Consider the following 23,432-nt stretch of genomic DNA (forward strand, 5'->3'; position numbering starts at 1 on the left):
GAAAACATTGTTAATCAGTCGAAATATTCCTAAGAAGATCGGGAAAAACCACTTTGGCGGAATATCTCCACTGAATTAGAGGGTTTCGACTTGCATCCGAGCGCTCTATATGGAAAGCGAAGTGTGACTGAAACTTCGTGGTAACGCGTATCAACTGCGGACGGATATGGCGAAAAGAGTTTATATTCTCAACGGACCCAATCTCAACCTCCTGGGGAGGCGTGAGCCGGGCATATACGGTGCGGCGACGCTTGCCGATATCGAAACAGACTGCAAGCGTGAAGCGCCGTCGCTCGGCTTTGATGTCGATTTTCGCCAGTCCAACCACGAGGGCGAGTTGGTCGACTGGATTCAGGAAGCAGGTGACAACGACGCCTATGTCCTGATCAATCCGGCCGCCTACAGCCATACTTCGATTGCCATTCACGATGCCATCCGTGCGGCCAAGGTTACGGTTGTCGAGGTGCATCTTAGCAATATTCATGCGCGTGAGACCTTTCGGCATCACTCCCATGTATCTGCCGTTGCCAAAGGCGTGATCTGCGGTTTTGGCCCGGAAGGATACCTGCTTGGTCTGCGCGCACTCGCGGCAATTGCCAAACAAGAAGAACACAACGGGCAAAGCGTAAAAGGGGCCTGATATGTCCAGCAAAAACTCCGTCATCGACAAGGAAATCATCCGTGACCTCGCGGATATCCTCAACGACACCGACCTGACCGACATCGAAGTCGAGCATGGCGATCTGCGCATTCGCGTCTCACGCAATGTTACGGTTCAGGCCGCAGCAACTGTTCTTCCAGCCGCCGCCCCCACCGTTGCAGCTCCCGTCGCCGCAGCTACCGCTGAGGCCACCAAGGCTGAGGTGTCGAAGAACGCTGTTCCTTCGCCAATGGTTGGCACTGCCTATCTCGCTCCGGCTCCAGGCGCGCGCAACTTCATCGAAGTCGGCACGCAGGTGAAAGAAGGCCAGACGCTTCTCATCATCGAAGCCATGAAGACCATGAACCAGATCGCTTCGCCACGTAGCGGCACGGTCAAGGCTATCCTGATCGATGACGCGCAGCCTGTCGAATTCGGCGAACCGCTCGTCGTGATCGAATAAACCGTATAATGATCAAAAACCGGCTTATTCCATGAACGGGCAGCAAAACGCAATGTTTCAAAAGATACTCATAGCCAATCGTGGTGAAATTGCTCTTCGCGTGCTCAGGGCCTGTAAGGAACTGGGTATCAAGACCGTCGCGGTCCATTCAACGGCAGATGCGGATGCCATGCATGTTCGTCTTGCGGACGAAAGCGTGTGCATCGGCCCGCCGCCTTCGCGCGACAGCTATCTGAACATTCACCAGATCGTCGCTGCCTGCGAGATCACAGGTGCCGATGCCATTCATCCGGGCTATGGTTTTCTGTCCGAGAATGCCAAATTTGCGGAAATCCTCGAAGCGCATGATATCACCTTCATTGGCCCCACCGCTTCGCATATCCGCATCATGGGCGACAAGATCGAAGCCAAGCGCACCGCAAAGCGCCTTGGCATTCCGGTTGTTCCAGGTTCGGATGGTGGTGTGACCGATGACGTCGAAGCCGCTCGCGTGGCCAAGGAAATCGGCTATCCCGTCATCATCAAGGCCTCAGCCGGTGGTGGCGGTCGCGGTATGAAAGTGGCGCTAACCGAAGATGACCTGTCGGTGGCACTTTCCACCGCACGCACGGAAGCCGGTGCCGCCTTTGGTGATGATGCAGTCTATATCGAGAAATATCTCGAAAAGCCGCGTCATATCGAAGTTCAGGTCGTGGGCGATGGTGCCGGCAATGCTATTCATTTGGGCGAACGCGACTGCTCGCTGCAACGCCGTCACCAGAAGGTCTGGGAAGAAGCCAACTCTCCAGCGCTCAACGCGGAAGCGCGTGACAAGATCGGTATGATCTGTGCCAATGCCGTGGCTGATCTTGGCTATCGCGGCGCGGGAACGATCGAGTTCCTTTATGAGAACGGCGAGTTCTATTTCATCGAAATGAACACCCGTTTGCAGGTCGAGCATCCGATCACCGAAGCCATTACTGGCATTGATCTGGTGCATGAGCAGATCCGCGTGGCCGCAGGGCTTGGCCTGTCGGTGACCCAGAAGGATGTGCGCTTTTCGGGCCATGCCATCGAATGCCGGATCAATGCCGAAGACCCACGCAACTTTACGCCGTCTCCAGGCCTCATCACGCATTACCATACGCCGGGCGGTCTTGGTATTCGCGTTGATTCCGGCGTTTATTCGGGCTACCGAATCCCGCCCTATTATGACAGCCTGATCGGCAAGTTGATCGTGCATGGGCGCAACCGCGTTGAATGCATGATGCGTCTGCGCCGTGCGCTCGACGAGTTCGTCGTTGACGGTGTTAAAACCACTCTGCCGCTGTTCCAGGACCTGATTTCCAATCAGGATATCGCCAATGGTGCCTATGACATCCACTGGCTGGAAAAATACCTGGCAAGCCAGAGCGAAAGCGAAGGCGCTTAAAGAAAGTGAGTGTGGGAGCAGCACCGGACGAACATCAAATCGACCCGGAACTGCTCCTGCGCGCTTATTCCACCGGGGTTTTCCCGATGGCGGAAGAGGCAGATGACCCGGAGGTTTTCTGGGTGCGGCCTGAAGAGCGCGGCATTATCCCGCTCGATGATTTTCATATTCCACGCAGCCTGCAAAAAACCATCCGCCAGAACATTTTCGAAATCCGGCTCGACAGCGATTTTGCCGGTGTTATTGATGGCTGTGCCAGTGGCCCCGGCGAACGCGCACGTACATGGATCAACCGTCCTATCCGGCAAGCCTATCAGGACCTGTTTGAAATCGGTCATTGCCATACTGTTGAAGCCTGGCATGACGGCAAGCTTGTCGGCGGGCTTTATGGCGTAACACTTGGCCGGGCTTTTTTCGGTGAAAGCATGTTTACGCGGATGCGTGACGCCTCAAAGGTCTGTCTCGCTTTTCTGGTGGAACATCTGATCAATCAGGGCTTTGTGCTGCTCGACACGCAATTCACCACAGCACATCTCGAGCGGTTTGGAGCAATAGAGGTTCCCCGCAAAGATTACGAGAAGATACTCGCGCATGCGCTTGACGGCTCCGCTCGTTTTTAGGTTTTCTCAGGGTAATCAGTTCTGCGGCGCAGGCACTTTGGAGGCCTGTTTGCAGTCTTTAAGCCATACATCGTAAATCGGATGCTCTACGGCATTGAGGCCGGGGCTATCTGCAAACATCCAACCGGTAAAAATGCGGCGGATTTTGCGATCCAGTGTAATTTCTTCCACCTCGACAAAACTGTCGGTGCGTGGCGCTTCATCTTCCGTACGCGAATAGCAGACTTTCGGTGTCACCTGAAGCGCACCAAACTGTACTGTTTCGTTGATATAGACGTCGAAAGTCGTGATGCGTCCAGTGATCTTATCGAGGCCCGAAAATTCGGCAACCGGATTGGAAATCCGTTCGGCCTTTGCGGCATGAGAACTGACGCTAACAGCCACAATGGAAATGAACGCTGCTTGCGCAACCTTTCCGATCATGTTTTTTCCGCTACCGACCGCATAAGGGGAATGCTTCGTCAAAACAGAGACCTGTATAAATTGTTCGTGAAACCTAAAAATTCCTAGGCACCAAATGTGACGATTCGTGGTCCTGCTGCAAGTTGCGCCAGACCAAAAGGCTCCCCACGCCTATAATTCCCGACAATCGAAGCATACCGGAGATGCGCATCCGGCAAATAGAAGCCGGATGAATATTTTCATCAGTTTCCTGGCGTCCAGGCATCATATTCGCCAGTCACACGCGGACGCTCCGCAACAGGTGCTCCCGGCAGGGGAATGGAGCCCTTGGGGCGATAGGCCAACGGTGTACCAGTCTGATTGGCATGGTGATTTCTCTGCCAATCACGCGGCTGGTAATCTTCCTTGCTCGGAGGTGTGTCGACGCGATGATGCATCCAGCCATGCCAGCCCGGAGGAATGGCGCTTGCTTCTGCATAGCCCTTGAAGATGACCCAGCGGCGCGTGCGGCCTTCAGAGTCCTTGCCACCCTGATAATAGACATTGCCGAATTCGTCTTCGCCGACCTTTTCACCCTTGCGCCACGTATGCAAACGGGTGCCGAGCGTCTGGCCATTCCACCAGGTGAAGACTTGCGTGATGAACTTCTTCATGATCAATCCAGATCCGTTATTTCCACAGGCAGTGAATAACCACCGGGTTTTCTTGCTTATGGCCCTATCGAGGGGGCAAGGCAAGGGTCAAGTTGCCGCTGTCACAATACTATGACCGCGCTAGTTCTTACATGCTCCAGCCTTCAAGCGGTTTTTCCATGATCAGAACCGGTTCCTTGCAAACAGGGACACCCCAGTCCTCATTGCGTCCAACGCGCTGATAGCCTTTGCGGTCATAAAACTGCACGGCTTTGGTATTTTTCTCGATCACTTCGAGCCTGATCGAACGCACATCGGGGAAAGCCATCTCGATTTCTGCAAGCAGCATGGTGCCGATACCCTGAACCTGCATCTCGGGGCGCACATAAAGCTGATGCAGCGACGCCTTGCCCGCTTCGCTCTGGCTTGCGAACGCCATACCGTCAATGCCACCCTCGCCGTTATCAGCCACAACAAATTCCGAATATGGCTTCTTTAGATTGGCTTTGAGGGCCGCAAGGGAATGCCATTGCGCGGTGACGGCATTCACCATCTCGCGCCCCAGAATATCGTCAAAACTCGCGTGCCATGTCGAAACGAGCAGTTCATGCACGGCTTTAAGATCAGCCTCGGTGGCACTCCTGACCCACATTACTCTTCAATTCCAAGCTTGGCCTTGACCAGATCATTGACCGCCTGCGGATTGGCCTTACCGCCAGTTGCGCGCATCACCTGCCCCACGAACCAGCCAGCCAGTGTCGGCTTGACTTTTACCTGTTCAACCTTTTCGGGATTTGCAGCAATAATCTCGTCCACAGCCTTTTCAATCGCGCCCGTATCGGTGACCTGCTTCATGCCGCGTTCTTCAACGAGCACTTTTGGATCGCCGCCTTCGTTCCAGACGATCTCGAACAGATCCTTGGCAATCTTGCCCGAAATCGTGCCTTCCTTGATCAGATCGATAATCGCGCCCAACTGATCCGGGCTGAGCGGTGATTCCTCAATGCTCTTGCCCGCCTTGTTGAGCGCACCGAGCAGATCATTGATGACCCAGTTGGCCGAAGCCTTGCCATCGCGACCCGAAGCGACGGCTTCATAATAATCGGCAATCGCCTTTTCGGTCACAAGGATCGAGGCGTCATAGACCGAGATACCCAGCTTTTCGACAAGACGGTTCTTCTTCTCATCCGGCAATTCCGGCAGATCGGCTGCGAGTGTATCGACAAAAGCCTGATCGAATTCGAGCGGCAGAAGGTCAGGATCGGGGAAATAGCGATAATCATGCGCTTCTTCCTTGGAGCGCATGGAGCGCGTCTCGCCCTTGATCGGATCAAACAGGCGAGTTTCCTGATCAATCTTGCCACCATCTTCGAGAATGGCGATCTGGCGGCGCGCCTCAAATTCAATCGACTGACCCACGAAGCGGATCGAGTTGACGTTCTTGATCTCGCAACGGGTACCGAATTCACCGCCGGGCTTGCGAACGGAGACATTGACGTCAGCACGCATCGAGCCTTCATCCATATTACCGTCACAGGTGCCAAGATAGCGTACGATGGTACGCAGCTTGGTCAGATAAGCGCGCGCCTCATCGGATGAACGCAAATCAGGCTTGGAGACGATTTCCATCAGCGCCACGCCGGACCGGTTCAGGTCCACATAAGACATGGTCGGGTGCTGGTCGTGCATAGACTTGCCCGCATCCTGTTCCAGATGCAGACGCTCGATGCCAATTTCCACGTCCTCAAACTGGCCCTTATTATCAGGACCGACCGAGATCATAATCTTGCCCTCACCGACGATCGGCTGCTTGAACTGAGAAATCTGATAACCCTGAGGCAGATCGGGATAAAAATAGTTCTTGCGGTCGAAAACCGATTTCAGATTGATTTGTGCCTTGAGGCCAAGCCCGGTGCGCACAGCCTGTGCCACGCACTCCTGATTGATGACCGGCAGCATCCCCGGCATTGCGGCATCCACTAAAGACACATTGGCATTGGGTTCTGCACCAAACGATGTCGAAGCACCGGAAAACAGTTTTGATTGGGAGGTGACCTGCGCATGGACTTCCATGCCGATCACCACTTCCCAGTCACCGGTAGCGCCGGAAATGAAACGTTTTGGCTCAGGAGTGCGCGTATCAATAAGGGACATTTTAGCTCGTCAAAAAATTAAAATCGATTGCCTACTGGCTAGAACAAACACCTTAAGGATGCAAGCTTTTCAGGCTGCTGAAAAAGAAAAGGCCGCGCAATGCGCGGCCATTTCCAGATTATGCTATCAGGATCAAGCCTCTTCGGACTTGTCTTCCGCCTTCTTTTTCGGAGCAGCCTTTTTCTTAGGCTCGTCCTTGGCGGTCTCATCCTTCTTGGCTGCGGCTTTCTTGGTCGCAGCCTTCTTTGCGGGCTTTGCGTCTGTCGTGTCTTCGTCTTCCGCGCTCAATTCTTCCTTCGAGACCTTCTTGTCGGTCACGTTGATATTGGCGAGCAGATGGTCAACAACCTTTTCCTCGAAAATCGGGGCGCGAAGGTTGGCAACAGCATCCGGCGTCTTGCGCAGGAATTCGTAGATTTCCTTTTCCTGACCCGGATAGCGGCGAACCTGATCGTAAACGGCACGCTGCAGTTCTTCTTCCGAAACTTCAACGCCAGCCTTTTCGCCGATTTCAGACAGAACCAGACCGAGGCGCACACGGCGTTCAGCAAGCTTGCGGTATTCTTCGCGGGCTGCTTCTTCTGATGTGTCTTCGTCTTCAAATGTGCGTCCAGCTTGCTGAAGATCAAAATTGATCTGCTGCCAGATATTGTTGAATTCTGCATCGACCAGCTTCTGCGGCGTTTCAAACTGGTAGTCGCCATCGAGCTCGTCCAGAATCTGACGCTTCACCTTCTGGCGGGTAATCTGGCCGTACTGGCTTTCGATCTGCTCACGCACGACCTGACGCAGGCGCTCAAGCGTCTCGATGCCAAGCTTCTTGGCGGTTTCGTCGTTGAGCTCAAGCTCACCCGCCTTGGCAACTTCCTTGACGGTAATGTCGAAGGTTGCTTCCTTGCCTGCGAGATGCGCTGCGCCGTAATCTTCGGGGAAGTTGACGGTGATGACCTTTTCGTCGCCGGCCTTTACGCCCACGAGCTGCTCTTCAAAACCCGGAATGAACTGTCCCGAGCCAAGAACAAGCTGCGCGTCGCTATCAGCGCCGCCCTCAAAAGGCTCGCCATCGATTTTGCCGAGATAGTCGATCGTCACGCGATCTTCATTTTCGGCCTTGCCCTTCTTCGTCTCAAAAGTGCGGGTCGATGATGCTACGCGCTTGACCTGTTCATCGACTTCCTCATCGGAAATATCGACGACTTCACGCGTGACGGCGATCTTGGAGAAATCCTTGACTTCGATGGCAGGCAGAACTTCGTAGTTCAGCGAGAAAACGAAATCAGCCTTGCCGTCGAGAACCTTTTCGGCCTCTTTTTCGTCTTCCGACATGATGACTTCCGGCTGGGTAGCCGACTTTTCATTACGCTCGGCAAGGATCGAACGCGACGAATCATTGAGGATTTCGTTGACGATCTCGGCCATGAAGGACTTGCCGTACATCTTACGCAGGTGGGTCGCCGGTACCTTACCGGGGCGGAAACCATTGATGCGTGCGCGATCACGGGCCGTTTCGAGCCGCTCAGCGAGCTTGGCTTCGAGATCTCCGGCCGGAACCACGACTTTAATCTCGCGCTTCAGCCCTTCATTGAGCGTTTCGGTAACCTGCATGTTTGAACCTTCACTTCTTGCCATTATCCCGCTGTCCACGGCATCCATGCCTCAAATCGCGAGAAAGAATTCTTTGCTTGTCGGATCAGGATAATGAGAACAAATCCATTCCCACCCTATCAAGCGTTTCAGCAGAGCTTCGTCAAAAAAGACGGCTCTGTGTCCCGGCCCGTATCCCAAAATGTGCTGCTATGCTCGAAAACCCTTCGGTGCATACTCACACTTTTGCGCACCTACTACAATCAGTACCAGAAAAAGACAAGAACCGAATGCACAATTACAAAGGCGGGAAGGCTCCCATTTCAGCGCAAAAGCGATAAAAAACAAAAAACTGCTTTGTCGTTTGGCCTGGCTTTTGTCGTTACGAAGGACTGGTTTGCGTTTCTATGCCTCGATTTTCTGGCGTGACAGCGTAATAATAAGGGGTCGCGAGGATGAAACCGAGGATAACAACCAAGGCCAGAACAAAGAATACCAGTGATTTGCGCATTCAATTCTCCTTTTTGAGAGAATAAAACGAATGCGTGCGTTCGTTGTTCCATTTTCAGGCGCCTGCAACCTCTTTAGAAAGGCATGCAATATGCTCAGAAAATCTGATAACGAGGAATAACAAAGTGGTGCGGATAGAGGGACTCGAACCCCCACGGTCTCCCGCCAGAACCTAAATCTGGTGCGTCTACCAATTTCGCCATATCCGCGCCGAACTGAACCTCATTCAAAAGAATAAAATTCGCGTCCGCTATCGAGGTCACCCCCGAAACTGCGGGTGTCTATATCATTCTATTTTCAGGGTTCAAAGGAAAAATGCTGCTTTCCCCAATTGTTATCATCATAATCAGAAGCGTTTAATAAAGCGGCTCTTTATGCAATTGACGTCCATTGTCGCGCAGAGCTTTGATAACGGCGGTTCCGTTCGCATTTACAGCCAGAACCACTGTGATACGCTTTTCTTGCTGACCTTCCTCAATGGCACGTCCCTCTCCTTCCGGTACATAATAGCGTTCTATGCCATAGGCGACAGGAACCGAATGATCCGCATGAGGAGAGATGACATAACGGCTCTCGCCGCGCAGCTGCACTTCCTCAGCGTCAAGATCGGTAAACGGATTGAAGGAAGCACGGGAAAAGTGCCATTTTTCATCCGTGCCAGGCTTTAGCGCAACATAAACTGTTCGTTTATCACCCGCCTGCGGTTGCCCCTTAATTTCCTTGATGTCGACCGAGGATATATCATAGCCCAGAATGACATAATCCCCACGCATCAGATCACGCGGATCGACCGGGTGGGTTTGCAACACGACTTCCCTGCCTGAACGCAGAATGGACGCTCGCGTCTCTATGCTCGCATAGAGAAAGCCGGTTTGCAGCAAGGCGGCCAATGCGGCACCGATGAAAAGCCATTTCTTTTTCATGCAGCGATCCCCTCACGCGTTCTGTTTCCGAACCGTCGTTCCATGCGGCGCACAAAGGCTGCCAGCAACAGCACAAGAACCCCGGCAGTCAGGAAGAACCCCGAAGTGCCGATCATCGTGCCCACTGTTTCTGAAGCAAGATAAAGCACTTCAACCGAAAAAGCCGTATAGGCCAGCGACCGCAAACCACCATTGTCACGACCGCACAGCGCGATGGCACCAATTGAAAGCGCCAAAACCACGATGCCATAAAATATGTCGTTCTTCAGTCCGGTTTGATCAACCGAATAGGAGAACATGTCATCAAGTTGCAAAATCGCCAAAGCGAGCAGCGCAAGCAACAATCCGTAAGCTGCAAGCGGGCGTGAAAACCGGGTCAGACGCTGCAAAGTTTCATAAGCGAAAGCGTCTGCAAGCATCAAGGCAAGACCGAGGATGATCATGCCAACGAGGATAAATCCGCGTTCCTCCGCATAATAAAGAAAGAGAGCCCAACCTATAGCATAGAGCGCCCAAAGATGCGCGGAAAAGCGCGAGCGGGTGAAAAGGGCCGCGCCCGCGCCTACGATCAGAAGCAGCAGTCCGAACCAGCGGTAGAGATCACTGCCATCACCCAGCCTTGTATCGGCAAAAATAAAGCTCATAAGATAAAAGCAGCCAACACCTGCGGCGAACGCGGCCAGTGCCGGCGCACGCATGAGAAAAGCAGCGGCAAGGACACCGAACGCCCAGTAAAGCGCTGCGACATGCACATCACCGGAAAGATGGTACATCTGACCAACAAGCGCGATACCCGCACCAAAGGACGCGGCCCCCACCATGTAAAGCACGGTCGAAAAGACGGCGTCACCGCGTGACTCTCGCCACGCGCCGCCCAGATAACCGATCCAGATCAAGCCAAACATCAACCCGATACGCATAAGCCGCGGCATATCCTGCCAGTTGGCGGCAACAAGCATGATGACGGCCGCACCAAGCAACAGCCCGCCGAGCGTCGCAAGCACAGAGCCCAGACTGAATTTCGACGACTGCTTTTCGAGATCGGCCTTCAGATGCGATGCCGTTTCTGCATCGATAAGACCTTGTTGCTGCCAGCGCGCGATCTGGCGCTCGACTGAAATAGAGAATGACACGATAACTCCCGCGCGCTTTTTCTGTCTTCACCGGCCGCGAACAACCACTTTGTGGCATTTTTCCGCCTGACCAGTTCAATCGATTTAAGTTGATCTGCAACATCCGCATTGCAGCTATGCAAACTCAGGCCTGCAACTTGGAAAAACAATAGCTTATATCATGGGCGACAGACAAGATGAATTGAACGAGGACGAATTCCTCGCAACCGTAGGGAATATCAAGATGAACATCCTCCGCTCTTACAGCAACTGGCGCCGCTATCGCGAAACCGTCAACGAGCTGAACATGCTCTCGACCCGCGAACTGAATGATCTGGGCATCTCCCGCGCCGACATTCCTTATGTCGCCCGTCAGTCCAAGGCTCGCTAACAGGCCGCTTTCGCAGCCTGCCTTTTGAAGAATTTCTCCGGGTCTGGATCCTCCTCCCACCAGTCCCGGTCATCGCAAAGCTCTCCTCCTCCCAGGTTTTGCGATATAACAAGATCGGTTACCCTCCTCCCAGACCGGTCTTATCAGAATGGCATCCCTCGCACTGCGATGGATGCCATTTGTTTTTCTGTGCCTTGCACGTCTTCATCTCCATTGCTGAGTGCGTTTAAAGGAGATATGGGAGTGAACATGTCAAACACTCTCGATCTTACTCCCGTTCATATCGTTGGTGGCGGTCTCGCCGGCTCTGAAGCTGCATGGCAGATTGCCCAGGCTGGTGTGCCCGTCATTCTGCATGAAATGCGCCCCGTGCGCGGCACGGACGCGCACAAAACCGAACAGCTTGCAGAACTCGTCTGCTCGAATTCGTTTCGTTCCGATGATGCTGAAACCAATGCCGTTGGCGTGCTGCATGCCGAAATGCGGCTGGCGGGTTCGCTCATCATGGCTTGCGCGGACGCGCATCAGGTTCCCGCAGGCGGCGCACTGGCCGTTGATCGTGAAGGCTTTGCGCAAGCCGTGACGCAGAAGCTCGAAGCCCATCCCTTGATCACCATTGAGCGTGGAGAAATTACCGGCCTGCCGCCAGAAGAATGGGGCAGGACGATCGTTGCCACCGGCCCGCTGACAGCGCCATCGCTGGCAGACGCCATTGCTGAACAAACCGACGCCAGTGCACTGGCCTTTTTCGATGCCATTGCGCCGATCGTGCATTTTGATTCGATCAATATGGATGTGTGTTGGTTTCAGTCGCGCTACGACAAGGTCGGTCCCGGCGGCACCGGCAAGGATTATATCAACTGCCCCATGGACAAGGCGCAATACGAGGCGTTCATTGCAGCGCTTATTGAAGGCGACAAAACCGATTTCAAGGAATGGGAAGGCACCCCCTATTTCGACGGCTGTCTGCCGATTGAGGTCATGGCCGAACGCGGGCCTGAAACGCTGCGTCATGGCCCGATGAAGCCCATGGGGCTAACCAATGCGCATAACCCGACCGTCAAGGCCTATGCGGTGGTGCAATTGCGTCAGGATAATGCACTCGGCACGCTCTATAATATGGTCGGTTTCCAGACAAAGCTGAAATACGGCTCGCAAAGTAGCATTTTCAAAATGATTCCCGGATTGGAAAATGCGGAATTCGCGCGGCTCGGCGGTCTGCATCGCAACACTTACCTCAACTCGCCCGTGCTGCTCGATGATGTGCTGCGGTTGAAATCCCGCCCCGCTTTACGTTTTGCAGGCCAGATCACCGGCTGCGAAGGCTACGTCGAATCTTCGGCTATCGGTCTTCTGGCCGGTCGCTTCACGGTTGCCGAAAAGCGCGGCGGAGCCGCCGTCGCCCCACCGCTGACCACCGCATTCGGTGCGCTTCTGGGCCATATCACGGGCGGACATATCGTAAGCGATGAGGAACCCGGCAAACGCTCGTTCCAGCCCATGAATGTCAATTTCGGGCTGTTTCCGCCGGTCGAGGTGCCAAAGCAGGAAGGCGTGCGCCTGCGCGGCAAGGAAAAGACCCTTGCCAAAAAACGCGCATTATCGGCGCGTGCGCTGGCCGATTGTAAGGCGTGGCTTGAACTGTAAGCCTATTTCAGTGCTCTGCGCAGCATCAGCCAATGCTTGCGCAGCGCAGAAATATCGGCCAGTTTTTCACCGGCCTTCTCGCCCAACCGTTCAAGGGTCGCAAGATAAGCAGGCACGAGCGCCAGTGGCAGAAATGCCGAGGCAAGGCTTTTGGGTGCCTGCACCCTCGCCGCCTCGAATTTGGCAAGATGCTCACGAGCGAGTGCGAGCATGACATGAACGACCCTTTGAAAGGCCGCCTTGTCTTCACCGCTTAAAAACACCTCGCCACTCACACCCACTGATGCCAGCATGTCAGCAGGCACATAAAGCTGGCCGCGGCGGCGATGGATCGGCAAAAGCCGCATCAATCCAACAATGGCCTGTGCCACACCGGCATGACCGGCAGTCTCAGTGTGAGCCTGGGCTGCATCGCGATCAAGAACCAAACAGGCAAGCTGGATGATGGCGGATGCGGTTTCGCCGCAATAGCCTTCAAGATCGTTACGGCTAGGCATCGGATCGTTATAAAGATCGAAAATGCGTGCTTCACAGTAATTGTCGAATGCACTGCGCGGCAGCGCGTATTTTTCAATCGTATCGATGAGAGCGCTAGCGACCGGGTGGGATTCCGCGCTGCCCCTTGCCTCGCCATTGATCAGGTCACGCCACCATTGCAGCCGCACCTCGCCCGGCAACGGTTCATGCACGAGATCACGAATACGCGCGATTTCCGCATTGAACGCATAGAGTGCTGCGAGACCGCCACGCTTTTCTGCAGGCGCATAAAGCACCGACAGATAGCGATCCGGGTCCGCTTCACGCAGAAGGGCCAGGCAATGAGCCTCATTGTCTTTCATTATATCAGTCTACAGCAATTAATGCTGCCGCAACCGCCCGATCTTCGGCAAGCAGCACATTATAGGTGCGCACGGCCGCCCCGGTGCTCATCGGATCGGAAGAAATGTTATGCTCGCGCAGCACAGCGCGTACATCTTCCGGGATGCGGCGCAAATCCATGCCGGTGCCGACCAGCAATATCTCGATATCGCCGGCCTGCGCCAGAATTTCTGCAAGATCGCCACGCGCCAGAACCGGCGGCGTTGAAGGCTCCCAGCCGTGAATGCCGGATGGCAGGCAGAGAACCGAACCGCGATGCGACATCTCCGCAAAGCGAAAACCGCCATTGCCGTAAGCGTCGATCGGCGCTCGTCCCGGGAAATGTGCTTCGCGAATTTCAATGCCCTTGGCCATGCTCAGCTTTCCAGATTAAGCGATTGCTCAAGATCGTCGCCCATCTGGCCATCGTCGCCCTCTTCGGGGCCGCGCGGTTTTAAGCCAAACTGCACCAGAAGCGGTGCCGCGATAAAGATCGATGAATAGCTGGCAACGATGATGCCGACGCTCAACGCAAGCGCAAACATGCGGATCTCAGCCCCACCAAAGGCATAGAGCGGAATATGCGCAAGGAAGGTTACAAACGAGGTCAGCAGCGTTCGCGACAGGGTCTGGTTGATCGATGCATCGATGATTGCAGGCAATGGCGCGCTCTTGTAGCGGCGAAGGTTTTCGCGCACGCGGTCATAGATGACAATCGTATCGTTGAGCGAATAGCCGATGATGGTCAGGATTGCCGCGACACTCCACAGGTTGAACTCCATGCGGAATACAATGAACATGCCCGCAAGGATGATCACATCGTGAAGTGTTGAAAGCACGGCACCGAGCGCCAATTGCCAGCGAAAGCGTATCCAGACATAGACGAAGATACCGATCAGCGACAGGATGACGGCAATGATTCCCGCTCTTGAAAGCTGCTCGGACACGGTTGGACCGACAACCTCGACGCGCTGGAATGAATAATCCGGTTCAAATTCGCCACGCAGCTTGACTGCGACCGTCTGCTCGGCATCGTCACCCACTTCCTGAGAGCCGATCATCACCAATGCAGAACGTGGCGATTTGGCGGGCATGACACGGGCGCTGTCGATATTGAGTTCAGCAAGACGCTCATTGATATCGTCGAGATTGGCGTCACCTTCGCGGGACTGCATCTCGACCATGGACCCGCCACGGAAATCGATGCCGTAGTTGAAACCGATATTGACGAAAAGCGCCACGACGACCGCGCAGGCAAGAACAGAAATACCGAGCGTTACGAATTGCAGGCGCATGAACGGAATATGCGTCGTCGTCGGTACCAGCTTGAGGCGACGCTTTGGCACCTCCTTTGGCTTGGCTGCCCGCACCCATTGCGCGATTAAAAGCCGCGTGAAAGTGAGTGTTGTAAACAGCGTTGTGCCGATGCCGATTGCAACCGTCAGGGCAAAGCCATGCACAGCGCCCGATCCAAGCAGGAACAGAACAAGGGCTGCAATCAGGGTCGTCAGATTGGCGTCAACGATGGTGGACAATGCGCGATAAAAGCCTGATTCCATCGCTTGGACGACAGAATAGCCCTTGCGGCGGTCTTCGCGCACGCGCTCGTAAATGAGGATATTGGCATCCACCGCCATGCCGATGGTCAGTACAAGGCCCGCAATACTCGCCAGACTGATCGCAGCACCCACCAGTGACATGATGGCGGTCAGAATGATGATATTGACCACAAGTGCCACCATCGCGATGACGCCAAGAATGCCGTAGGACAGCACCATGAAGAGGCCGACGAGAAGTGCGGCAAGAAGCGCTGCGGTGACGGCAGCACTGGCATAATCCTCGCCAAGCGCTGATGCAATGGTGCGCTCTTCAAGAACGCTGACCGCCTGTGGCAAGGCACCTGAACGCAGCACCACAGCCATATTATTTGCGGCCTGTAAATCGAAGGCACCGGAAATCTGCAATTCATCGGTATCGAGCGGCTCACTGATTTCTGGCGCTGAAACCACCTGATTATCGACGACGATGGCGAAGCTACTACCATTACGATTGGTGTTGGCATTGGCCGTGAAAGCAGCGAGGTTCTTGCGGCCAGCCTCGTCAAGTGTGAGCGCGATGACAGGTTCTTCGTCATCTTCCGAAAGGCTTGCCTTGGCATCGGTAATATTGGCACCAGTGAGGATCGGTTGCTTCTTGACCACATAGCCGACCGGCGGATCATCGTAGGAATAAACGATTTCGCTATCCGCAGGCGCAGTACCCCGAATGGCGTCGTCGGGCGATACCGTGTCGTCCACGGCGCGGAACGACAGTTCACCGCGAATACTCAGAATGTCTTTGAGAAGCTGCGCATCGAAAAGCCCAGGAACCTCGACGCGGATCTGATTGCGCGCTTCAACCTCGACATTGGGCGTGCCATAGCCAAGTTCTTCCAGACGCTGATGCATGATCTCAGCGGTACGCTCGAGATTGCCCTTGCTCGCATTGGGTGCGCGCAGAACAAGTCTGGAACCACCCGAAAGATCAAGCCCCATCGCCACCTGCTGCTTGGGCAGAAAGCCCGGCAGGCTCGCTAGTGTTTCACGCGAGAAAAAATTAGGAGATGCGATGGCGAAGCTGACGAGAACAGCCAACCATATCAGGGCCGATTTCCAGCGTGAAAAATAGAGCATAGAACAGCAATTCCGTTTTCGTCTGGATGAGTTTTGCCAAAAAGCCAGTTTCATGCGCTTCGGCGGTGTCCAGGCGCAGCCTCAAAGAATTGCGCCTGTCCGATAATGCTCAGGCTCCGGTTAGAAAAATCTTACCGGAGCCTTCTTGATCTCAAAAAGAGATTACTTGTTCTTGTTGTCCGCGACGGGCTCGCCCTTCACGCGCACATCGATAAGCGTGCTGCGCAGAACACGGATACGAACACCTTCGGCGATTTCGACTTCAAGTTCATTATCGTCGATAACTTTCTGTACCTTGCCGACAATGCCACCACCGGTTACGACCGTATCGCCGCGACGAACAGAAGTCAGCATTTCCTGACGCTTTTTCATCTGTGTGCGTTGCGGACGGATGATCAGGAAGTACATGATCACGAAAATGAGCACGAACGGCAGAATGCTCATCAGCATATCCGGACCGAAAGCGCCGCCTTGGGCCTGAGCGTAAGCCGGTGTTACAAACATTGGGAACTCCTCTGAAGTCTCGAAGACAATTATCAACGGCATTACAATGGTTGAGTGCCCAAATGCAACCGACGATCCGCCGTCTGTGCCAAGGTCGCACACTTTTCGACATCGCTGTTGCATGTTTATTCTGCGCACAGCGCTTTCCAAAAATCGATTCCGATTTGCGGACCGATGCTGTAAGCCATTTCTCTCAGCATAGGGACATGACATGACGACCGAAGATATACTCAGCCAGAAACTGGACCGACTGATCAACGCGCTCGAACGCATTGCACCGCCAAGACCTGAAACACCTGATCTGGATGCCACAGACTGTTTTGTCTGGGCACCTGAGCGTCTGACGCTTGAACCGGTCAACCGCGTGAACCGCGTCGATATTGCGCTCATTCGCGGTGTCGATCTGGTGCGCGACCAGCTTGTCGAGAATACTCGTCGTTTTGCAAAGGGGTATCCGGCCAATAACGTGCTTTTGTGGGGCGCTCGCGGTATGGGCAAGTCCTCGCTCGTCAAAGCAGCACAGGCCAGCATCAATGCCGAAACTGGTGATAACGCTCCGCTAAAACTGATCGAAATCCATCGCGAGGACATCGACAGCCTTCCAACGCTCATGAACCTCATCAAGAACACCGCACACCGATTCATCCTGTTTTGCGACGATCTATCCTTCGATCATGACGACACATCCTATAAGTCGCTGAAAGCCGCCCTTGAAGGCGGTGTCGAAGGCCGCCCGGACAATGTCATTTTCTATGCGACATCCAACCGGCGTCACCTCATGCCGCGTGACATGATCGACAATGAGCGCTCCACGGCAGTCAATCCTTCGGAAGCCATCGAGGAAAAGGTGTCGCTATCAGACCGTTTCGGCCTGTGGCTCGGCTTTCATAAATGCAGCCAGGATGATTATCTCGCCATGGTGGACGGCTATGCCGCGCATTTCAAACTCGACTATGACCCGACGAAACTGCATGCGGAAGCGCTCGAATGGTCGACGACGCGAGGAAACCGTTCTGGTCGCGTAGCGTGGCAATATATTCAAGACCTTGCAGGGCGCCTTGGAACCATAATGTAAACAAAAAAGGCGGGTTTAAAACCCGCCTTTTTCAATTCGATTTTAGCGCTATCAGCTTTCCAGATATTTTGCTGGATTAACGGGCGCTGAATCCTTACGCACTTCAAAATGCAGTTTTGGCGACTTGGCATTGCCGCTCATGCCGGACTTGGCAAGTTCCTCGCCGCGACGCACTTTTTGGCCACGCTTGACCACGATCTGGCTATTATGGCCGTAAACCGTCACCAGACCATTATCATGGCGGACCAGAACCGTCTGGCCGAATTCCTTGAGACCGTCACCGGCATAAATCACGACACCGTTTTCTGCAGCCTTCACGGACGTACCTTCCGGGACCATGATGTCGATACCGTCGCTGGTCGATGCACCCTCACGCTGGCCGAAGCTTGCGAGAATACGGCCACGAACCGGCCAACGCATCTGTGAAATGCCGGTAGAAGACGGCGCTGCGGCCTGATCCTTCTCAGCTTCCTCAATCACCTTATTGCTGGCCTGTGGCGGCGTATAAGGTTTCACGTTCGCGTTTGCATCAGGCTGTGCGGGCGTTCCCGCAGCTTTAGCTGGATTGGCAGGTTGCGGTGTGACGGCTGCAACCTGTGTTGGTGCTGCGGCCCCTGCTGCCGGAATGACCAGAGCCTGACCGACACGGATAGCGCCGTTGGATAGACCGTTGGCCTTTTTCAGCTCATCGACCGGCAAATTATGCTTTTGTGCAATCGAAAAAAGCGAATCGCCGCTCTGTACAGTGTAACCGCCACTAGAAGCAGCTTGCGGAGCGGCAGCAAAAACATTTCCGCCTCCCTGCCCCGGCGTTACCGGTAGCTGGCCCAGAACATTCTCTTTGGCACCATTGACTGTGTCACGCGCGGCGCCAGCTGCACTCGCCACTCTGGTTTCAGCGCCGACTACAGTATTATTCACCCGCTCTGAAGCGGCCGTTCGCGCCTGATTGTACTGATCCTGAGCCTGCTGGGAAGCAGCCGCAACAGGTGGTACCATCGAAGCAGAAGAAACAGCAGGCAGCGACGAACCGCGCTGAACAGTGCCATTGGTCCGCGGCGCGGCAGCGACAGGTGCTGCTGCATAAACATTATTGGCAGACGATTGCGCGACAGGCTGGCGCGGCGTCGCGCCGGTGTAGAGGCCATCGGTGAACCGCATCGTATCGGCACTGCACCCGGCCCCGAAACCGGCAATCAGAACGACTGCGACATTGCGCAAAAGACGTTCGGACGTATGCTGCAAAATTGGAAAACGCATGTTCAACCCGTCCATACTCGAAACTCACTGGAACTGATTAAATAGCGTTAATATTACTCTCTGGTTAAGAACGAGCACTTTTGGAAAAAAGATTCACCAATTGAATACCATAACCACGCAATTACAGGTTTTGCATTGCCGAGGGTTGCATCAGAGAATCGCGGATACACCTTCGATAAACGGCTGGTAACGCACGCGCATCAATTCTTCCTGCTCAAAGCGGCTGCCGACCTTGGCGATACGCGTGATCACCTGTGTGCTTTCAGCCGGACCGATCGGCGCGATCAACACGCCATGCGTTGCCAGCATATCGACCAGATGATGCGGTATGTCCTCACAGGCCAGCCACAGCAGAATACGGTCGAAAGGCCCGCCGCCAATCCCATGGCGTCCATCAGCATGCTTGACCACGACATTCTCGCGCTTGAGCGCCACGAATTGCTGCAAGGCGTGGTCGCATAGCTTGCGATAGCGCTCCATCGTCGTCACGCGTCCGGCAAGCATCGACATCACCGCTGCGGTAAAACCGGAACCCGTGCCGATTTCCAGAACACGATGACCGGGTTCGAGTTTGAGCGCTGAAAGAATACGCGCCTGTTCGTCAATGCCTTCCATATACTCACCGCAATCGAGCGGCACGGTGCGCGTGCTGTAAGCCAGATCCGACCAGGTCGAAGCCAGAAAATTCTGACGCGGCGTCGTCTCGATCGCCGCAAAAAGTTTTGGATCATCGATGCCGCGTGCGCGCATCCTGAGAACGAAGGAAGCAAAGCCTTCCTTGTCCGAAAGTGGCAGGCGTTTCGACCCCGCCTGTTTCATGCTTCAATTCCCAGCGACTTGCTCAATTCTGCACGCACCTTGTGCGCCGTCAAATCAAGATGCAGTGGCGTTACCGAAATGCAGTCGGCTCGAATAGCGGCAATGTCGCTGTCATCGGCAACGTCTGCTTTAGACCGTCCAAACTGCAACCAGAAATAAGGAAAACCGCGCCCGTCACGGCGCTCGTCAAGACGTGCGTCATGGCTCAGCTTGCCCTGCGCCGTCACACGCGTGCCTTTCACTTCGTCAGTTGCACAATTGGGAAAATTGAGATTGAGCAGCACGCCTTCCGGCCAGCCCGCCTCAATGAGTTTTTGGATGAGGCCCGGCGCATGCGTTTCAGCGGTTTCCCACGGCACGATGCGACGATCGCCTTCGTATTCGTATTCCTGCGACAACGCGATGGCGCGGACACCCAGAAGCGTGCCTTCCATGGCACCGGCCACGGTGCCGGAATAAGTCACATCATCGGCAATATTGGCCCCGGCATTGACGCCGGACAGGATGAGGTCGGGAGCCTGCGGCAGCACATGGCGCACGCCCATGATAACGCAATCGGTCGGCGTGCCGCGCAGCGCAAAGTGACGCTCGTCAATCTGGCGCAGACGTAGAGGCTCGGAAAGGGTCAGCGAATGCGCAAGCCCGCTCTGATCTGTTTCGGGTGCCACCACCCACACATCATCGGAAAGCTTGCGCGCAATCCGCTCCAGAACTGCGAGGCCTTCAGCATGGATACCGTCATCGTTCGTCAGCAGAATGCGCACGTTTCACTCCTTCACAATATCATTATCCGAATCACGCGGGCTTCTCGATCCGTGTGAGACCGCCCATATAGGGCTGAAGTGCTTCAGGAATGCGAATGCTGCCATCTTCTTCCTGATAATTTTCCATCACCGCAATCAAGGCGCGACCGACGGCAACGCCCGAACCATTCAGGGTATGCACGAAACGCGTGGATTTCTCGCCTTCAGGACGATAACGCGCATTCATGCGGCGACCCTGAAAATCACCACAGACCGAACAACTGGAGATTTCGCGATAGGTGTTCTGGCCCGGCACCCAGACTTCGATATCGTAAGTCTTTTGAGCACCAAAGCCCATATCACCCGTGCATAGCACCACGGTGCGGAACGGCAGGCCGAGACGCTTCAATACTTCTTCGGCACAAGCCGTCATGCGTTCATGTTCAGCGATAGCGCTGTCGGCATCGGTGATCGACACCATTTCGACTTTCAGAAACTGGTGCTGGCGCAACATGCCGCGTGTGTCGCGTCCGGCGGAGCCCGCTTCCGAGCGAAAGCACGGGGTGAGTGCCGTGTAGCGCTGCGGCAGGCTTTTCACATCGACGATCTCGTCGGCAACCAGATTGGTCAGCGGCACTTCCGCAGTCGGAATGAGCCAGCGCCCATCGGTGGTGCGAAACAGGTCATCGGAGAATTTCGGCAATTGTCCGGTGCCGTATACCGCCTCGTCGCGCACCATCAGCGGCGGCATGGTTTCCATATAGCCGTGCTCGGTGGTGTGCAGATCAAGCATGAACTGTCCAAGCGCACGTTCAAGACGCGCAAGCGCACCTTTCAGAACCGTGAAACGCGCCCCGGCAAGCTTGGCCGCACGCTCAAAATCCATAAGCCCAAGCGCTTCCCCCAGTTCATAATGTTCTTTGGGCTGGAAAGAGAAAACCGGCTTGTCGCCAATCTGACGAATTTCGACATTATCCGCCTCGTCCTTGCCAAGCGGCACGTCATTGAGCGGAATATTGGGAAGCGTGGAGAGTGAATCGGTCAGTTCCTTGACCAGGCGACGTTCTTCATCCTCTGCGGCACTCAAAAAATTCTTGAGTTCGGCCACTTCCGCCTTGAGCTTATCGGCGGTTTCCGCGTCCTTTGCGGCCATAGCCTTACCGATTTCCTTGGAGGCTGCATTGCGTCGTTCCTGTGCCGCCTGAACCTTGCCGACATGCTCGCGGCGCTGTTCATCGAGCGCAATCAGGTCTGACGAGAGCGGCGCTGCCCCGCGTTTTTCAAGCGCTCTATCGAGCGCTTCGGGGTTTTCGCGAATCCATTTGATGTCGAGCATGGAAAAAGCCGTTTCGTGAAATTGAACCATAGCCGGACGCAAACCGCGACCGGCACTTATGATAATGCGCAATCAGGGGGCGGAAGCGTCACTTTCAGCATCAGCCGATGCCTGGTCCGTGTCCCGCTTTTTCTCGATCATACGCGCCAGAATGATGGAAACCTCGTAGAGAAGGATCGTCGGCAAGGCAAGACCGATCTGGCTGGCTGGATCGGGCGGTGTCAGAACGGCTGCCACAACAAAAGCGATGACGATGGCATATTTGCGCTTGTCTTTAAGGCCTTCCGACGTCAACAGCCCCACACGCGCCATGAGGCTTGTGACTACCGGCAATTGGAAAACAAGACCGAAAGCAAAGATCAGCGTCATGATGAGGCTTAAATATTCCGACACTTTCGGCAGAAGTGAAATCTGCACTTCGCTGCCACCGCCGGATTGCTGCATGGCAAGGAAGAACCACATAACCATCGGCGTGAAGAAGAAATAGACGAGCGCGCCGCCAAGCAAAAACAGAAGCGGCGATGCGATCAGGAATGGCAGGAACGCCATGCGCTCGTGCTTATAAAGGCCGGGAGCCACAAACTTATATATCTGCGCCGCGATAATCGGAAAAGCCAGCACCACGCCGCCAAACATCGCCACTTTCACCTGCGTGAAGAAAAATTCCTGCGGTGCGGTGTAGATGAGTTCCGCCTTGGAACGATCCATACCCGCCCAGTCGATCGCCCATTGATAGGGAACGACGAGCATGTTGAACAGCTGCTTGGCAAAGGCAAAACAGAAAATGAATGCGATGAAGAACGCAAGGATCGCCCAGATGAGGCGGCGGCGCAGTTCGATCAGATGATCGAGCAAAGGTGCAGCACTCTGTTCGATGTCTTCCTCTTCCCGTTTCACGCTTTAATTCCTGTTTTAGGGCCTGTTTTCGGGCTTGTCTTTTTGTTGGCAGGCTTTTTGGCAGACGGCACAGCTTTCGCTGCAGGCTTCTTCTCGCTCGCAGCTGCTTTTGCAGGCGCTGCCTTCGCCGCAGAGGTTCTTGCCGAAGCGGGTTTGACCGAAGTCTTTGCCTTGGCTGCACCGGTTTTTGCCGAAGAGGCTGGTTTTATGGCCGGCTTTTCCGCAGACGCCTTGCGCTTGGCTCGCGTTGCAGGCTTGGCTTTGGCTGGGGCCTGTTCTTTTTCAGCCGTCTTCACAGGCTCTGACGGCACAACCGGTGCGCCGTTGAGATCGACCGGTGTCGTCACTTCCGCTATCTTTTCAGGTGTAGCAGGCGACATGGAGGTTGAAGCCTCCATGCTCGACTTCAAATCTTCGCCCGCGCTGCGAATCGGATCAAAAACCTGTGTCAGCTTCGAGCGCGGATCAAGCTTGCGGGTCTCGTCTATGATATTCTTGACGTCCTCCAGCTCAGCCTCTTTCAAGGCCTCGTTGAATTGCTGACGAAACTCATTGGCCGTCGAACGCATACGGGCCGTAGCCTTACCGAAAGCGCGCAGCATCTTCGGCAAATCCTTCGGCCCGACGACAACGATCATCACAATCGCTATGACGAGCAATTCAGACCAACCGACATCAAGCATATTCTACTCCGCGCAATATAGGCGCGTCCCGTCTCTTGGCGGAAGACCGCAAATTAAAAACAAAACACGCTGCGCATCCATCAGGATACGCAGGCA

The 23,432-nt window shown here is 54.7% G+C and carries 25 protein-coding genes and 1 tRNA gene; 7 read left to right on the forward strand and 19 right to left on the reverse strand.

The window, feature by feature from the left end:
- Window positions 1-166: 166 nt before the first annotated feature.
- From aroQ to aat, 4 genes are read left to right on the forward strand one after another with little or no spacing between them, the layout of a single operon-like run.
- On the forward strand, window positions 167-640 hold the full coding sequence (gene aroQ / locus AAIB41_RS03870) for a type II 3-dehydroquinate dehydratase (RefSeq protein WP_343314299.1): 474 nt from the start codon (window positions 167-169) through the stop codon (window positions 638-640).
- Between the two features lies 1 nt (window position 641).
- On the forward strand, window positions 642-1,103 hold the full coding sequence (gene accB, locus AAIB41_RS03875) for an acetyl-CoA carboxylase biotin carboxyl carrier protein (protein WP_343314300.1): 462 nt from the start codon (window positions 642-644) through the stop codon (window positions 1,101-1,103).
- 52 nt (window positions 1,104-1,155) lie between these two features.
- A complete protein-coding gene (accC, locus tag AAIB41_RS03880) occupies window positions 1,156-2,514 on the forward strand; it encodes an acetyl-CoA carboxylase biotin carboxylase subunit (protein ID WP_343314301.1) in 1,359 nt (452 codons plus the stop codon).
- Between the two features lie 50 nt (window positions 2,515-2,564).
- Window positions 2,565-3,134: a leucyl/phenylalanyl-tRNA--protein transferase gene (gene aat / locus AAIB41_RS03885; RefSeq protein WP_343314804.1), complete on the forward strand. Its 570-nt coding sequence runs from the start codon at window positions 2,565-2,567 to the stop codon at window positions 3,132-3,134.
- Between the two features lie 15 nt (window positions 3,135-3,149).
- Here the strand turns inward: aat and AAIB41_RS03890 are convergent, their stop codons facing one another.
- From AAIB41_RS03890 to AAIB41_RS03930, 9 genes are all read right to left on the reverse strand, one after another.
- Window positions 3,150-3,614, reverse strand: a complete 465-nt coding sequence (locus AAIB41_RS03890) for a DUF2155 domain-containing protein (RefSeq protein WP_343314805.1) — start codon at window positions 3,612-3,614, stop codon at window positions 3,150-3,152.
- 164 nt (window positions 3,615-3,778) lie between these two features.
- The gene (locus tag AAIB41_RS03895; RefSeq protein ID WP_343314302.1) at window positions 3,779-4,189 is read right to left on the reverse strand and encodes an NADH:ubiquinone oxidoreductase subunit NDUFA12; all 411 of its coding nucleotides are present in this window, start codon (window positions 4,187-4,189) and stop codon (window positions 3,779-3,781) included.
- 127 nt (window positions 4,190-4,316) lie between these two features.
- Window positions 4,317-4,820 (reverse strand): GNAT family N-acetyltransferase, encoded by a 504-nt coding sequence (locus AAIB41_RS03900; protein WP_343314303.1) that lies wholly within the window; start codon window positions 4,818-4,820, stop codon window positions 4,317-4,319.
- On the reverse strand, window positions 4,820-6,322 hold the full coding sequence (gatB, locus tag AAIB41_RS03905) for an Asp-tRNA(Asn)/Glu-tRNA(Gln) amidotransferase subunit GatB (RefSeq protein WP_343314304.1): 1,503 nt from the start codon (window positions 6,320-6,322) through the stop codon (window positions 4,820-4,822). The genes AAIB41_RS03900 and gatB overlap by 1 nt, the downstream gene beginning before the upstream one ends.
- Window positions 6,323-6,454: 132 nt before the next feature.
- Complete coding sequence (gene tig, locus AAIB41_RS03910; protein WP_343314806.1) at window positions 6,455-7,927, reverse strand: trigger factor; 1,473 nt, start codon at window positions 7,925-7,927, stop codon at window positions 6,455-6,457.
- 361 nt (window positions 7,928-8,288) lie between these two features.
- A complete protein-coding gene (locus AAIB41_RS03915) occupies window positions 8,289-8,417 on the reverse strand; it encodes a hypothetical protein (protein ID WP_343314305.1) in 129 nt (42 codons plus the stop codon).
- A gap of 125 nt (window positions 8,418-8,542) precedes the next feature.
- Window positions 8,543-8,625: transfer RNA gene (locus AAIB41_RS03920), tRNA-Leu, on the reverse strand.
- A 147-nt stretch (window positions 8,626-8,772) separates the two neighbouring features.
- Entirely contained in the window at window positions 8,773-9,339 is a 567-nt protein-coding gene (locus AAIB41_RS03925; RefSeq protein WP_343314306.1) for a GDYXXLXY domain-containing protein, read from the reverse strand.
- Complete coding sequence (locus AAIB41_RS03930) at window positions 9,336-10,472, reverse strand: DUF2157 domain-containing protein (RefSeq protein WP_343314307.1); 1,137 nt, start codon at window positions 10,470-10,472, stop codon at window positions 9,336-9,338. The genes AAIB41_RS03925 and AAIB41_RS03930 overlap by 4 nt, the downstream gene beginning before the upstream one ends.
- A gap of 223 nt (window positions 10,473-10,695) precedes the next feature.
- On the opposite strand from AAIB41_RS03930, the gene AAIB41_RS03935 reads away from it, so the two are divergent.
- Entirely contained in the window at window positions 10,696-10,842 is a 147-nt protein-coding gene (locus AAIB41_RS03935; RefSeq protein ID WP_343314807.1) for a DUF1127 domain-containing protein, read from the forward strand.
- 249 nt (window positions 10,843-11,091) lie between these two features.
- On the forward strand, window positions 11,092-12,489 hold the full coding sequence (trmFO, locus tag AAIB41_RS03940; RefSeq protein ID WP_343314308.1) for a methylenetetrahydrofolate--tRNA-(uracil(54)-C(5))-methyltransferase (FADH(2)-oxidizing) TrmFO: 1,398 nt from the start codon (window positions 11,092-11,094) through the stop codon (window positions 12,487-12,489).
- Between the two features lie 2 nt (window positions 12,490-12,491).
- On the opposite strand, the gene AAIB41_RS03945 is transcribed toward trmFO, so the two are convergent.
- The 4 genes from AAIB41_RS03945 to yajC all read right to left on the reverse strand — a co-directional run bounded on the left by AAIB41_RS03945 (window position 12,492) and on the right by yajC (window position 16,523).
- Window positions 12,492-13,328, reverse strand: coding sequence for a phytoene/squalene synthase family protein (locus tag AAIB41_RS03945; protein WP_343314309.1), 837 nt, complete (start codon window positions 13,326-13,328; stop codon window positions 12,492-12,494).
- Window positions 13,329-13,332: 4 nt separating this feature from the next.
- Window positions 13,333-13,722: an Mth938-like domain-containing protein gene (locus tag AAIB41_RS03950; RefSeq protein WP_343314310.1), complete on the reverse strand. Its 390-nt coding sequence runs from the start codon at window positions 13,720-13,722 to the stop codon at window positions 13,333-13,335.
- A gap of 2 nt (window positions 13,723-13,724) precedes the next feature.
- A complete protein-coding gene (gene secDF, locus AAIB41_RS03955) occupies window positions 13,725-16,019 on the reverse strand; it encodes a protein translocase subunit SecDF (protein ID WP_343314311.1) in 2,295 nt (764 codons plus the stop codon).
- A 162-nt stretch (window positions 16,020-16,181) separates the two neighbouring features.
- Window positions 16,182-16,523 carry a preprotein translocase subunit YajC gene (gene yajC / locus AAIB41_RS03960; RefSeq protein WP_343314312.1) on the reverse strand — a complete coding sequence of 114 codons (342 nt, stop codon included), beginning with the start codon at window positions 16,521-16,523 and terminating at the stop codon, window positions 16,182-16,184.
- Between the two features lie 211 nt (window positions 16,524-16,734).
- Between yajC and AAIB41_RS03965 the strand changes: the two genes are divergently transcribed.
- Window positions 16,735-17,598 carry an ATP-binding protein gene (locus AAIB41_RS03965; RefSeq protein ID WP_343314313.1) on the forward strand — a complete coding sequence of 288 codons (864 nt, stop codon included), beginning with the start codon at window positions 16,735-16,737 and terminating at the stop codon, window positions 17,596-17,598.
- A gap of 51 nt (window positions 17,599-17,649) precedes the next feature.
- On the opposite strand, the gene AAIB41_RS03970 is transcribed toward AAIB41_RS03965, so the two are convergent.
- The 6 genes from AAIB41_RS03970 to tatB form a co-directional block, all read right to left on the reverse strand.
- Window positions 17,650-18,873 carry a peptidoglycan DD-metalloendopeptidase family protein gene (locus tag AAIB41_RS03970; protein WP_343314314.1) on the reverse strand — a complete coding sequence of 408 codons (1,224 nt, stop codon included), beginning with the start codon at window positions 18,871-18,873 and terminating at the stop codon, window positions 17,650-17,652.
- Window positions 18,874-19,008: 135 nt separating this feature from the next.
- Window positions 19,009-19,677: a protein-L-isoaspartate(D-aspartate) O-methyltransferase gene (locus tag AAIB41_RS03975; protein ID WP_343314315.1), complete on the reverse strand. Its 669-nt coding sequence runs from the start codon at window positions 19,675-19,677 to the stop codon at window positions 19,009-19,011.
- Window positions 19,674-20,441 carry a 5'/3'-nucleotidase SurE gene (gene surE, locus AAIB41_RS03980; protein ID WP_343314316.1) on the reverse strand — a complete coding sequence of 256 codons (768 nt, stop codon included), beginning with the start codon at window positions 20,439-20,441 and terminating at the stop codon, window positions 19,674-19,676. Before surE ends, AAIB41_RS03975 begins: the two co-directional genes overlap by 4 nt.
- Before the next feature lie 31 nt (window positions 20,442-20,472).
- Entirely contained in the window at window positions 20,473-21,756 is a 1,284-nt protein-coding gene (gene serS / locus AAIB41_RS03985; protein WP_343314317.1) for a serine--tRNA ligase, read from the reverse strand.
- A gap of 72 nt (window positions 21,757-21,828) precedes the next feature.
- The gene (tatC, locus tag AAIB41_RS03990) at window positions 21,829-22,653 is read right to left on the reverse strand and encodes a twin-arginine translocase subunit TatC (RefSeq protein ID WP_343314318.1); all 825 of its coding nucleotides are present in this window, start codon (window positions 22,651-22,653) and stop codon (window positions 21,829-21,831) included.
- A complete protein-coding gene (gene tatB / locus AAIB41_RS03995) occupies window positions 22,650-23,336 on the reverse strand; it encodes a Sec-independent protein translocase protein TatB (protein WP_343314319.1) in 687 nt (228 codons plus the stop codon). Before tatB ends, tatC begins: the two co-directional genes overlap by 4 nt.
- Between the last annotated feature and the right edge of the window lie 96 nt (window positions 23,337-23,432).

This window comes from Brucella sp. BE17, assembly GCF_039545455.1.
In the GTDB taxonomy this organism is placed as follows: domain Bacteria; phylum Pseudomonadota; class Alphaproteobacteria; order Rhizobiales; family Rhizobiaceae; genus Brucella.